This window comes from Moritella sp. (assembly GCF_033791185.1).
Lineage (GTDB): Bacteria > Pseudomonadota > Gammaproteobacteria > Enterobacterales > Moritellaceae > Moritella.
Genome location: NZ_JASJHF010000059.1, coordinates 1 through 12,882, shown reverse-complemented (window position 1 = coordinate 12,882; position 12,882 = coordinate 1). Strand labels below are relative to the sequence as shown.

Below are 12,882 nucleotides of genomic sequence, written 5' to 3'. Positions count from 1 at the left end.
GTTAATTTTATTCCGCGGATAGGGGATGATAATAGTAAACCTTTGGGTGAGTTTAATTCCACACTGCAGCTAGCCCAAACAAATGATAAATCTGAGGTCTTTACTCAAGAAGGAGTGGCGGCCGTTTACCCAGAGCTGATCACAAGTGATGATGTTCCTGCAAATCATGCTCGTGTGTACATGAATACCCTGGATGGCGATAATAATGATTTTAGGCTGCATGTATGGAATGAAGGTGAGTGCAGCAATTTAGACGGTAGTGATTCTAAGTGGCCAGGCCTTGAATCTACGGGAGTCAGCGATACTTATGGTATTTATTGGGATATTCCTGTTAACGGTACAGATAACTGCCTTAATATCATTGCTAATACCAAGAGTAATGGTGACTTTCAAAGCGCTAACCTTAAATTTGAATTTGATAGCTCGACAGCAATAGGCAATATCGGTTTCCTTTTTAAGGGCACCGATAAAGTCTATTATGATGCACTAGCGAATAAACCCTCGAATGTCATTGAGTTGTCTGGAGCAAGTGCTATTTTTGCTGACGATAACGTATTGTTAATCAACAGTAAAGAAGCGACTAAGGTGGAGTTATATTACGCGAACAATGCCGGTATGACGTTTGATAGCGCGACCAAAAAAATCATTGCGGCTGATGGTGTGATCAGCAGTGACACAAGAAGTGCATCGGAAGAATGGCAGGGTTCGGAAAAAAAACCGCATCTGGCACAGGATTTTATCGCTTTTGAACTCGATTTTTCAACGGCGGGTATTACTTTAAAAGAAGCCTTAAAAGGTCAGTTAATCTTAGTCGCTTCGGATGCCTCTGGGGTGATTAAAGCCACAGAAGTTCAGACCGCGAGTGCGTTAGATGCACTTTATGCCTCTCAAGCGCTATCCGAAACATTTGGCGCTACAATCAACTCTAGTGGTACCACTTTCCGCTTATGGGCGCCGACATCGCAATCTGTTAGTTTAGTTCCTTATAGTAAAAGTAAGGTCGAAGGTACAAAAATACCGATGACCTTTGATCAAAATTCCGGTAGTTGGGTTGCAGAAAATACAGCACTCGCACACGGTGATTTTTACAAATATGAAGTGACCGTTTATCATCCCGCGACAGACAAAATCGAAACCTATCAAGTCACTGACCCTTACTCATTAAGCCTTTCAATGAATTCTGAATTGAGTCAAGTTATTGATTTAAAAAATGCAGCCGTTACCCCTGCTGGTTGGGATGAGTTAAAAGCGCCGCATGCGCAAAACAACCCTGCTGAATTTATTTTGTATGAAGCGCATGTTCGAGATTTTTCTGCATTAGATATATCTACGCCGCAAGCAAGTCGAGGCAAGTATTCAGCTTTTAGTCAAAGTGATTCAGCCCCAGTTAAACATTTAAAATCATTAGCGGATTCGGGTGTTTCTCATCTGCATTTATTACCAGTATTTGATATAGCCACTATCGAGGAAGATAGCTCGCAGGTGGCGAATATTGATGAGCCTTTCTCTAAATTGTGTAGGCTAAAACCTGAGATAAAAGATGATACTGCGTTTGCGGGCTATTGCAGCAGTAGTGAAACAATTGAATCTGTGTTTGAGCAGTTATTACCAAGTGATTCACCGACTAATGCAGTTGTTCAACGTTTAAATGCTTATGTTCGAGATGTGGATGGTTTCAATTGGGGTTACGACCCATTCCATTACACAGTGCCAGAAGGATCATACTCAAGTAACCCTGATGGTATGATGCGAATTAAAGAGTTTCGTGAAATGGTCATGGCGGTTAAAAATGATATCGGTATGAATGTGGTGATGGACATTGTGTATAACCACACCAATGAAGCGGGTGTCAGTGACAAGTCAGTGTTAGACCGTATTGTACCTTGGTACTACCAGCGTTTAAATGAACTCTCTGGTGATGTCGAAAACTCAACATGTTGTTCAAATACTGCACCTGAAAATGCGATGATGGGGAAATTGATTTCAGACTCGCTGGTAGTTTGGGCTGAAGATTATAAGGTTGATGCGTTCCGTTGGGATTTGATGGGGCATCATCCTAAAGCACAGATCTTAGATTCACTCGCTGCAGTAACAGCCGTTGATCCTGATACCTACTTTTATGGTGAAGGTTGGAACTTTGGTGAAGTAGAGAATGACCGTCAATTTACCCAAGCAACGCAAGCCAATATGCATGGTACGGGGGTTGGTACATTCTCTGATCGTCTCCGAGACTCAGTTCGTGGTGGTGGTCCATTTGATTCCGAAATAGGATTACGAGAAGGCCAAGGGTTTGGTAACGGTGCATATGTATTAGCCAATGAACAAAATAAAGTCACTAAAGAAACAGCATTACATTTAGCCGATTTAACGCGCTTAGGCATGGCTGGTAATTTAGCTGATTACCCATTTGTTGATAGCAAAGATAACAGCATCATAGGGTCTGGGTTAGATTACAATGGCCAAGCTGCGGGTTATGCGAAAGATGCATGGGAAGTGCAAAATTACGTATCAAAACACGATAATCAAACATTATGGGATAATAACCAATACAAGATTGGCTATGAGGTCGATGCAGATACACGTGTTCGTATGCAAGCGGTATCACTGGCCACGGCAATGTTAGGTCAAGGTGTGCCATTTACCCATATGGGCAGTGAATTATTGAGATCTAAATCAATGCAGCGTGATTCTTATGATTCAGGCGATTGGTATAACCGTGTTGATTTTACTGCGCAAGATAATAATTGGGATGTCGGTTTACCACGTGAAGACAAAGATGGTAGTAATTGGAAAGTCATTCAAGATGTTATTGATAATTCGGCTGAAAATTCAATACCAACGGCTGAGAATATCAACGATATGAAGTCATTTTATGAAGAGTTTGCATTATTGCGCGCCTCTTCGGGTTTATTGACTCTTGGGGTCGGAACTGACATTAATCAACGCGTAACATTTCATAATACTGGCAGTGCACAAACAGTGGGTGTCATAGTCATGAGTATTGATAATAGTGGGGCTAACTACAACGCTACTATTGATAAAGATCGTGATGGTTTAGTGGTTGTGATTAACGCGACACCAACTGCAATCGAAGGTTTTCAAAATTTTGATGCTGAAGGTTATACCTTACATTCGATTCAAACCACCAGAGGTAGTCAATCTATAGCCCAAAATGGTGTTGGTATATCGAGTATAGCCAACAATAAAATTAATACCCCAGCATGGTCTGTGGCGGTATTTGAAAAAGTACATCCTTAACTAGAAAGACGATGCGTCTGATTTCATATGAGGCGCATCATCAATGATTATGCAATGGAGCTTGTTACCATTCACCGTCATGTAAGGCAGCGCTTAGCGCTGCTTTTTTTATAAAATTGAATTTAGACTTAAGGACTTGATTTTATGGTTCTAGCCTTGAATAAATTCAATTATGACATTTACTTGCCAGCAATCCGCTATTGTTTGTGTTGTTCTTAGGATGATCTGTCGTGATCAGCAGAGTATTCCCCATTTAGGTTGTTTTATATTAGGGGGGGATTTTGCTATAACAAGGATTGGTATGGATACCACTCCTCTAAATTATTAGCTCATAACAATGGATGTTGAAGCGTATGATAACAATCACCCCCTCTTTTCTCCCTTTTGAAAAATGGCTTAAGCTGCTTGTAACTAGCGCTGCTTTATTACTGCTGAGTGCGTGTAGTAGCACAGATGTTCGATTAAACTTATCCGCCTCTGCAGATCTTAATAGCAACAAGTATAACGAATCTTTACCGGTAATGGTTCGGATCTATCAATTATCGGCGGTCAGTGCTTTTCGCAATGCCAGTTTTGATCAGTTATGGCAAGCCGATGAATTGGTCCTTGGCGCAGACCTTGTTGATAAACAAGTGTTCAGCGTAAAACCCAATGCCAAATTAGATTATGAATTGGTGCAAGTTAATGATGCTGAGTATATTGCCATGTTTGTTATGTTTAGAAACGCAGAACAAGACAGTTGGCGCTGGTTACATAAGCTCGATGGCGGGGTCTTGTCGTTTGATACTGAGTTTGATATTCGCTTGATGAATAATAAAATTTATTATGCGGATAACTAATTGTCTATTTAGCTAACAAGCGGATAACCATAAGGTTAACGTCACCCTACGCCTGTACCGACTTTTTGCTGATAAGCGTAGTCCCTATCTAAGGCTGAGGTTATTAAGTGGTTATTTAACCCGTCATAATCGGAACAAATCTCTTCTTCCCTTGATATTATCTCTGTTGATAACTAGACTAGCGGACTATTTCAATTTTAAGTTCGATTTTAAGGTACCTTCATGCAGGTTTCAGATTTCAATTTTACTCTTCCTGACGAGTTAATTGCACGTTATCCGAAAGCGGATCGTCGCTCAAGCCGTCTACTCCAACTAAACGGTAATAGCGGTGCGCTTGCAGATAAACAGTTTGCAGACATCCTCGATTTAGTTGTAGCGGGTGATCTGATGGTATTTAATAATACCCGTGTTATCCCTGCGCGTATGTACGGACAAAAAGCCTCTGGCGGTAAAATCGAAGTACTTGTTGAACGTGTTATTAGTGACCACTCTGTGCTTGCACACGTGCGTTCGTCAAAATCGCCGAAAGTAGGCGCTCGACTTATCTTAGAAGGCACGGTTAATGCCGAGATGGTTGCACGCCATGATGCATTATTTGAACTTAAATTTTTAGACGAACGTCATGTACTGGAAGTATTAGAAGACATTGGTCACATGCCATTGCCACCTTATATCGACCGTCCTGATGAAGATTCAGATAAAGAACGTTATCAAACGGTTTATAATGAAAAGCCGGGTGCCGTCGCTGCGCCTACCGCTGGTTTACACTTTGATGAAGCATTGTTAGCGCAGTTAGCTGAAAAAGGCGTAAACACGGCGTTTGTAACGCTGCACGTTGGTGCGGGTACGTTCCAACCAGTGCGTGTTGATAATATTCTCGATCACCATATGCATTCTGAATATGCAGAAGTATCTGAAGACGTTGTGGCTAAAATTGCAGAAACTAAAGCCAATGGCGGCCGTGTTATCGCTGTGGGTACTACGTCAGTACGCTCATTAGAAAGTGCCGCGCAAGCAACAATGGCAAAAGGCTTACCGCTAGCGCCGTTTTTTGATGATACCGAGATCTTTATTTATCCTGGTTATGAATTCCAACTGGTTGATGCCATGGTAACGAATTTCCATTTACCAGAATCAACACTTATTATGTTGTTATCAGCATTTGCGGGCTATGATCACGTAATGCCAGCTTACCAACACGCTATTACTGAGAAGTACCGTTTCTTTAGTTATGGCGATGCGATGTTTGTGACTAAACAGACCGCAGTATAAATTTAATTAGTAGTGAGTTAGTGCTTATTAGCGCACCACTGATTAGTTAACGATAAATGACTACCAATAAGGTATGTTATTTGAATTTTTTGAGAGAAGTAATGTCAGACTGTTTCTCTGACTTGAGGTTTATATGAAGTTAAAATACGAATTAGATAAAACGACTGGTAATGCACGTCGCGGCCGTTTAATCTTTGTACGTGGTGTTGTTGAAACGCCAGCATTCATGCCAGTAGGTACTTACGGTACTGTTAAAGGTATGACGCCTGAAGAAGTTGACGCAACAGGCGCTGACATTCTATTAGGTAATACTTTTCACCTGTGGTTACGTCCTGGTCAGGAAGTAATGAAGCAACACGGTGGTTTACATAACTTCATGAACTGGCAGGGTCCTATCCTGACCGATTCAGGCGGTTTCCAAGTATTCAGCCTAGGTAAAATGCGTAAAATTACCGAAGCGGGTGTACATTTCCGTCATCCAGTAAATGGTAGCAAGATCTTCTTAGATCCAGAAACTTCAATGGAAATCCAAGATGATTTGGGTTCTGATGTTGTGATGATTTTTGATGAATGTACGCCATACCCTGCGACTGAATCAGAAGCTGAAAAATCAATGCGTATGTCTTTACGTTGGGCACAACGTTCACGTGATCACTTTGATAAGTTAGATAACAAAAATAACTTATTCGGTATCATCCAAGGTGGCGTTTACGAGCACCTACGTGACATTTCTGTTAAAGGCTTATTAGACATAGGTTTTGACGGTTATGCTGTTGGTGGTCTCGCTGTAGGTGAACCAAAAGAAGACATGCACCGTATTCTTGAGCACACTTGTCCACAAATTCCAGAAGACAAGCCACGTTACCTGATGGGCGTTGGTAAACCTGAAGATTTGATTGAAGGTGTTCGTCGCGGTGTTGATATGTTTGACTGTGTAATGCCAACACGTAATGCACGTAATGGCCACTTATTCACCAGTGAAGGCGTTATCAAGATCCGTAATGCTAAGCATAAAACAGATACTAGCACGCTTGATCCTGAATGCGATTGCTACACATGTAAGAACTACACACGTTCTTACCTGAATCATTTGGACAAATGTAACGAGATCTTAGGCGCACGTTTAAACACTATGCATAACCTACGTTACTACCAAAACCTTATGCAAGGCATCCGTGACGCGATTGATTCTGATACGTTTGAGCAGTTTGTTACTGATTTCTATACTAAACAAGGCCGTGAAGTGCCGCCTTTAGCGAAGTCTGACGCTTAATTATTAAGCAAACACTAACCTGAATGTCGATCTAAGTTTGGTAAACCTTTCTCTTTAGTAGTAATGTAATGTGATTGGTTTATCATTATCAATATTAAAATTTATAAAGGGAAATAAAAATGAGTTTTTTCATTGCAAATGCAGTTGCTGCTGAAGGTGTTTCTGCTCCAGCTGGTGGTGGTTACGAAATGTTGATCATGCTAGGTATTTTTGGTGTGATCTTTTACTTCATGATCTATCGTCCACAAGCTAAACGTCAAAAAGAACAGAAGAACCTAATGTCATCGTTGTCAAAAGGTGAAGAAGTGCTTACTGTTGGTGGCGTAGTCGGTAAAATAGCAAAGATCTCTGACGGTAACGATTACATTGTGATCACGATTGCTGATGCAACAAACATCACGATTAAACGTGATTACATTGCAGCTGTATTGCCAAAAGGCAGCATGCAGTCACTTTAATCTTTTCCGTATCCCAGTAAGGTAATATTGTGCTAAACAAATATCCTCTGTGGAAGTATCTAATGGTGATCGCTACGATCGCCATTTGTTTACTCTATGCCACACCGAATCTATACGGGGAAGACCCCGCTGTTCAAGTTTCTGCTGCACGTGGTGCTGCTATTGAAGTATCAACTCTCGATAAAGTTAAAGCAGAACTCGATAAACAACAAATCAGTTATAAAAGTGTTTCATTAGAACAGAACCAAGTATTAATTCGTTTAACTGATAGCGAGCAGCAACTACTTGCTAGTGAAATCTTAAAAGAACAACTTGGTCAAACTTTCATTGTTGCTTTAAACCTTGCCCCTGCAACACCTGATTGGCTGCAAAGCATTGGCGCTGAACCACTAAAATTAGGTCTTGATTTACGTGGTGGTGTTCACTTCTTACTTGAAGTCGATATGCAAGAAGCGTTAGTGAAAGCAGAAGATCAAATGTTGCAAGATTTCCGTACCGACTTACGTGAAGAAAAACTGCGTTATACTGCCGTGCGTAAAGACAGCAACGGTGTAACAGTGCGTTTTCGTGATGTTGAAACTCGTGATAAAGCAGAAAAATTCATTAAAAATAAATATGCCGATGTCCTGTTAACAGACAGTGAAAGTAACGGTCAATTTAGTTTGTCGGCAAAAATGACTGAAGTCAAACTTGCTGAAATCAAAGAATACGCCTTGCAACAAAATATCACCATTATCCGTAACCGTGTTAACCAACTCGGTGTTGCTGAGCCGTTAGTACAGCGCCAAGGTGCAGACCGTATTGTGGTTGAATTACCGGGTGTTCAGGATACTGCGGGTGCCAAAGAAATCTTAGGTGCAACAGCAACGTTAGAGTTCCGTTTAGTTGATACGAAAGCTGACCCTTACAGCAGTCGAGTGCCTGCCGGCAGTCAAAAGTATACAACGCGTGACGGTCGCCCTGTGGTACTGAAGAAACAAGTTATCTTAACCGGTAATCACATCAAAGGTGCAACATCGGGAGCCGATGAGTTTAGTCGTCCGCAAGTGAATATCGATCTTGACTCGCAAGGCGGCAGTAAAATGTCTCGCGCGACGAAGAAAGCAATCGGTACATCTATGGCAACAGTATTCATTGAATACAAGCCAACGGGTGATAAAGCAGCTGATGGTAGCTCTAAACTGCAGAAGATTGAAGAAGTAATTAACGTTGCCACGATTCAAGCGCAGTTAGGTCGTAGTTTCCGTATTACTGGTTTAGACAGCCCAAGCGAAGCAAAAAACCTGGCGTTACTATTACGTGCAGGTGCCTTAGTTGCGCCAGTGCAAATCGTCGAAGAGCGTACTATTGGTCCTAGCCTCGGTAAGCAAAACATTGAGAACGGTTTGTCTGCGATGATCTATGGCATGATTGCTATCGTTATCTTCATGGCGATTTACTACCGTAAGTTTGGTCTGGTTGCCAACGTTGCGCTTTGTGCAAACATCATCATGATTATTGGTATTATGTCGATGATCCCCGGAGCAACAATGACGCTACCTGGTATCGCTGGTATCGTATTAACCATTGGTATGGCTGTTGATGCTAACGTATTGGTATTTGAACGTATCCGTGAAGAGCTAAAAGAAGGCTGTAGCGTTCAGCAAGCGATTCACCGTGGTTACGATAATGCGTTATCAACCATTGCTGATGCGAATATTACAACGTTATTAACCGCAATAATTTTGTTTGCAGTTGGTACTGGTGCGATTAAAGGTTTTGCCATTACGCTCGCAATTGGTATTGCCGCTTCTATGTTTACTTCAATTATTGGTACACGTGCAATCGTGAACTTCCTTTGGGGTAATAAAAAGATCGATAAGCTTTCAATCTAAGGGGATTAATTATGTTTGAAATTATTAAAACAGAACGCACGATCCACTTTATGAAAATGGCTAAACCAGCGTTTATTTTATCTGCGCTATTAGTTCTTTTATCGTTATCTTCAATTGCCGTTAAAGGTATTAATTGGGGTCTTGATTTCACCGGTGGTACGGTGATCGAAGTGGGTTATGACAACGCGGCAGATCTTGAAGTGATCCGTCCGTTGTTATCTGCAAAAGGGTTTGATGATGCGATCATTCAACATTTCGGTTCAAGCCGTGATGTGTTGATCCGTATCGCACCACGTGAAGGTTTGGACAGTGAACATCTTGGTAGCCAGATTATTTCTGTATTACAAGGTTATGATCAGAGTGTAGAAATGCGCCGTATCGAGTTTGTTGGTCCAAACGTAGGTGATGAATTAACCGAGCAAGGTGGCCTAGCGCTACTTGCGGCATTAATTTGTATCTTGATTTATGTTGGTGTACGTTTTGAATGGCGTTTAGCAGCAGGTGCTGTTATTTCCCTGACGCATGACGTTATCATCACGTTAGGTATCTTTTCGCTCTTACAGATTGAATTTGACTTAACAATCTTAGCGGCACTACTGACCGTTATTGGTTATTCGTTGAATGATACTATCGTGGTATTTGACCGTATCCGTGAAAACTTCCGCCGCCTGCGTATTGATGATGCTATGGACATTGTTAATATTTCATTAACGCAGACATTATCACGTACCTTGATCACCTCAGGTACAACATTAATGGTATTAGTATCATTATTCCTCAAAGGTGGCGCACTGATCCACGGTTTTGCCTTAGCATTGCTAATTGGTATCGTGGTTGGTACATACTCATCGATTTACGTAGCCAGTGCTCTAGCCCTGAAGTTAGGTGTTAATCGTGAAACTATGTTACCGCCAGTTGTCGAAAAAGAAGGTGCAGATCAAGACCCAATGACGTAAACCTTAGGGGAACCTAGCTAACGTATTGGTCTTTGGACTGTCATAAAACCCGCCTAGTGCGGGTTTTTTACATCATTAGAGTTTCTATCTGTTGATATAAATTAATTCTAAACTTGTTTTTGCCTGCGTTGCTGCAAACCAAGTGTTACTCATACTCATAATAGAGATAGTCTGTTTTAGAATGTGGTACTAGTTCGTAATAAGGCTGTAAAAATGACACAACATCAACAAGTTCTGTCACCGTCATCACGTCATTATAAACGGCCATTTTTGATACACCATCAGTTTGAAGCATTGAACGCGGGTAGTCTCTGGCGATCTTATGTGACGGATTAATAATTGAAGTGACTAAGTCTGCATACGTCTTAACAAAGGGGGATGTCCCCCCCAGTCTCACCGATAGCTCTGGATTTTCTATAATGCCCGATTGTTCAACTCCTTTAAGAGCATGACATGACTGGCATTTATACTTTATAAATACCATTTTGCCATTGCTGACATCACCTTTAGGTAAACTGAAACCTTGAGGAGAGTCAGGCCCTGATTCACAGCCAACTAAAATCGTGGCGCCCAAAGCCAGCATATATAACGATAAATATTTCATACAATAACTCCCACATATCTTGGTTAAGTGTTGCTACTGCTCTATATATAATTTTAGAAAGGTTAGATGAGCAACATCTTATTCTACATCTTAGAAGTCGATTTGATTCTTTGCACGTAAATGAGTCAATTAGTTTCTAAAACCAGTCCAACTAAAAGACGAGCGCCAATCAAATAACCTGATGTTAATATTTTTTTACTAAAAATTGTATAGGTCGTTTTTTTATGCGCTTTGTGATTGAATTATCAGGCATAAAATGAAATTATGGTTGAGTAAAAATCAGCTATTAAACCGAGAAGGATAACAACATGGCTCATAGTCAACGATTTCTAGATTTGTGTAACGAAGCACGTAAAGTGGTTAAAGAATGCAGCTGTGATGATGTGAAGCAGTGGCAAGACGAAGGTAAAACGTTTGTACTTATTGACGTGCGTGAAGAAAGCGAGTGGCAAGCAAGCCGTATTAGCGGTGCTGAGTACATGGGACGTGGTATTATTGAACGCGACTTAGAAGCTAAATATCCTGAATTAGATACGTGTATCGTGCTGTATTGCGGTGGTGGTTATCGCTCAGCATTATCCGCTGAGTTTATTCAACGCATGGGCTACACCGACGTGATTTCAATGGATGGCGGCATCCGTGAGTGGAAAATGAAAGGTTACCCGATTAGTTTATAATTGGCGTTAAGTGATTCTAAACATAAGAGTCGCTGTTAACTAATTTTAACGAGTGTGTCTATCGCTTGTTCTTTACAGAGGATTGTATGGTTAAGGTTAAAGTTTGGGACGGATTTATTCGTGGCTACCATTGGTTACAGGTAAGCTTGTTATTTGCATTATGGTATTGCGCTGATAACGGCGAAATGGAATGGCATTTTGTGTTTGGTTATGCATTACTTGCGCTTTGGATAACGCGTTTTATTTGGGGGATTATTGGTAGTGATACCGCTAAGTTTAGCTATTTTATTAAAAGCCCGAAAGCCTTGCTTGATTACCTCCGAGATAAGAATAAATTTGACCGGGTTAAATTTGGTCATAACCCTGCTGGCGCCTGTATGGTGGTATTATTTTTAGCCTTGCTCATTACGCAGTTATTTACTGGTTTAAGTGCCAGTGATGATATTTTATCAGAAGGTCCATTAGCGCAATATTTTGCTGATGATACGGTGAGCTTCATGACTTGGTTACATCACCTAAACTTTGATATTTTACTTTGGGTTATTGGCCTGCATGTGGTTGCTATCGCGGCTTACAAACTAAAAAAGCAGCCTTTAGTAAAAGCCATGTTCACTGGTGTGGCGGAATATAAATTAGTCAGTTCGATAGTACAGCCCAAAATGCTGAATGGTTTATTCGCTTGGATTATTTTTGTATCTGTTGCGGGTGTTATTTGGTGGCAATGGGGACATGAAAACTTAGGTTATTTACTTTATTGATTCATTGGTAAATAGTTGGCTTAAACATAAATCATAAAGCTTATTTCTGCAGACATTAAAGCTAAATAGTTCGCTTTAATGTCTGATTTTTTTAACCCTGTAGCACTATTGCTATCGCCAAAAGTCATTCTTTCTTATCCAAACTATACTCCTTGTTACGTGTGGGGTCTCCCTACAAATGTTTGATATGTAGATAATATCTATTTTCATGGAGTAGAAATAAATGATAGATGAAATACAATTTTATGAACCTAATGATGATTTCGGATTCCTGTCAAATTTTGCATTGGCCCCGATTAAGATTGAAGGTGTTACATGGCCCAGTAGCGAGCATTTTTATCAAGCTCAAAAGTTTAACGACCCACAATTACAACGCTTAATTCGTCAAGCGCAGACGCCTGATGAAGCCTTTAGTTTAAGCCGTGAATATGCTCAGTTTGTAAAATCTGATTGGCCAGTACAACGTGAGCGTGTGATGCGCTATGTTGTCATTGAAAAGTTTAGTCAAAATCCATCTTATGCTTATAAACTGGTTGCCACGGGCGAGCAAGTACTCACTGAACATTCACATAAAGACAGCTACTGGGGAGATGGCGGAGATGGTAGTGGCCGTAATGAACTTGGCAAAATATTAATGGATGTACGCAGTAATTTAGCTGAGCAGGAGCCTTACAATCTTGTTACTTATGTGGATAGTGCTAAATTACCAACCGAATTTGGTACTTTTCAGATGAATGGTTTTATCGAGCGGGCGACAGGTAAAGAGCATTTAGCCTTAGTTTACGGCAAACTTGATCCGAGTGAACCTGTGCTTATCCGTTTGCATTCGGAATGTTTAACCGGAGATGCTTTATTTAGTGCACGTTGTGATTGTGGTTTTCAATTAGCAAAAGCAATGCAAAATATTGTCGCT

The 12,882-nt window shown here is 40.8% G+C and carries 10 protein-coding genes and 2 pseudogenes; 11 read left to right on the top strand and 1 reads right to left on the bottom strand.

The genetic code is table 11. The annotated features are described in order from the left end of the window. From pulA to secF, 7 genes are all read left to right on the top strand, one after another. A partial coding sequence (pulA, locus tag QNK26_RS03720) for a pullulanase-type alpha-1,6-glucosidase (protein WP_319220919.1) occupies window positions 1–3,258 on the top strand: 3,258 nt, incomplete at its 5' end. Between the two features lie 353 nt (window positions 3,259–3,611). Next, window positions 3,612–4,097, top strand: a complete 486-nt coding sequence (gene tssJ / locus QNK26_RS03715) for a type VI secretion system lipoprotein TssJ (protein ID WP_319220918.1) — start codon at window positions 3,612–3,614, stop codon at window positions 4,095–4,097. Between the two features lie 222 nt (window positions 4,098–4,319). After that, window positions 4,320–5,369, top strand: coding sequence for a tRNA preQ1(34) S-adenosylmethionine ribosyltransferase-isomerase QueA (gene queA, locus QNK26_RS03710; protein WP_319220917.1), 1,050 nt, complete (start codon window positions 4,320–4,322; stop codon window positions 5,367–5,369). Between the two features lie 133 nt (window positions 5,370–5,502). Next, window positions 5,503–6,642 (top strand): tRNA guanosine(34) transglycosylase Tgt, encoded by a 1,140-nt coding sequence (gene tgt / locus QNK26_RS03705; RefSeq protein ID WP_319220916.1) that lies wholly within the window; start codon window positions 5,503–5,505, stop codon window positions 6,640–6,642. Window positions 6,643–6,761: 119 nt separating this feature from the next. Further along, a complete protein-coding gene (gene yajC, locus QNK26_RS03700; protein WP_319220915.1) occupies window positions 6,762–7,100 on the top strand; it encodes a preprotein translocase subunit YajC in 339 nt (112 codons plus the stop codon). A 29-nt stretch (window positions 7,101–7,129) separates the two neighbouring features. Next, window positions 7,130–8,974: a protein translocase subunit SecD gene (gene secD / locus QNK26_RS03695; RefSeq protein WP_319220914.1), complete on the top strand. Its 1,845-nt coding sequence runs from the start codon at window positions 7,130–7,132 to the stop codon at window positions 8,972–8,974. Window positions 8,975–8,985: 11 nt separating this feature from the next. Next, window positions 8,986–9,930 carry a protein translocase subunit SecF gene (gene secF / locus QNK26_RS03690; RefSeq protein WP_319220913.1) on the top strand — a complete coding sequence of 315 codons (945 nt, stop codon included), beginning with the start codon at window positions 8,986–8,988 and terminating at the stop codon, window positions 9,928–9,930. A gap of 145 nt (window positions 9,931–10,075) precedes the next feature. Here the strand turns inward: secF and QNK26_RS03685 are convergent, their stop codons facing one another. Continuing rightward, window positions 10,076–10,534 carry a cytochrome C gene (locus QNK26_RS03685; protein ID WP_319220912.1) on the bottom strand — a complete coding sequence of 153 codons (459 nt, stop codon included), beginning with the start codon at window positions 10,532–10,534 and terminating at the stop codon, window positions 10,076–10,078. 308 nt (window positions 10,535–10,842) lie between these two features. On the opposite strand from QNK26_RS03685, the gene QNK26_RS03680 reads away from it, so the two are divergent. The 4 genes and pseudogenes from QNK26_RS03680 to QNK26_RS03665 all read left to right on the top strand — a co-directional run. Continuing rightward, window positions 10,843–11,211, top strand: a complete 369-nt coding sequence (locus QNK26_RS03680) for a rhodanese-like domain-containing protein (RefSeq protein ID WP_319220911.1) — start codon at window positions 10,843–10,845, stop codon at window positions 11,209–11,211. Window positions 11,212–11,297: 86 nt separating this feature from the next. Further along, entirely contained in the window at window positions 11,298–11,969 is a 672-nt protein-coding gene (locus tag QNK26_RS03675; RefSeq protein WP_319220910.1) for a cytochrome b/b6 domain-containing protein, read from the top strand. A gap of 223 nt (window positions 11,970–12,192) precedes the next feature. Further along, window positions 12,193–12,612 (top strand): annotated as a pseudogene (locus QNK26_RS03670) (NADAR family protein); the annotation flags it as partial. Continuing rightward, a pseudogene (locus QNK26_RS03665) lies at window positions 12,604–12,882 on the top strand (GTP cyclohydrolase); the annotation flags it as partial. The pseudogenes QNK26_RS03670 and QNK26_RS03665, both read left to right, overlap by 9 nt.

What these genes read in the sequence shown, in the direction of transcription:
- tgt (WP_319220916.1), top strand. Translation starts at nt 5,503, where the DNA reads ATGAAGTTAAAATACGAATTAGATAAAACGACTGGTAATGCACGTCGC.
- secF (WP_319220913.1), top strand. Translation starts at nt 8,986, where the DNA reads ATGTTTGAAATTATTAAAACAGAACGCACGATCCACTTTATGAAAATG.
- tssJ (WP_319220918.1), top strand. Translation starts at nt 3,612, where the DNA reads ATGATAACAATCACCCCCTCTTTTCTCCCTTTTGAAAAATGGCTTAAG.
- QNK26_RS03685 (WP_319220912.1), bottom strand. Translation starts at nt 10,534, where the DNA reads ATGAAATATTTATCGTTATATATGCTGGCTTTGGGCGCCACGATTTTA.
- queA (WP_319220917.1), top strand. Translation starts at nt 4,320, where the DNA reads ATGCAGGTTTCAGATTTCAATTTTACTCTTCCTGACGAGTTAATTGCA.
- QNK26_RS03680 (WP_319220911.1), top strand. Translation starts at nt 10,843, where the DNA reads ATGGCTCATAGTCAACGATTTCTAGATTTGTGTAACGAAGCACGTAAA.
- QNK26_RS03675 (WP_319220910.1), top strand. Translation starts at nt 11,298, where the DNA reads ATGGTTAAGGTTAAAGTTTGGGACGGATTTATTCGTGGCTACCATTGG.
- yajC (WP_319220915.1), top strand. Translation starts at nt 6,762, where the DNA reads ATGAGTTTTTTCATTGCAAATGCAGTTGCTGCTGAAGGTGTTTCTGCT.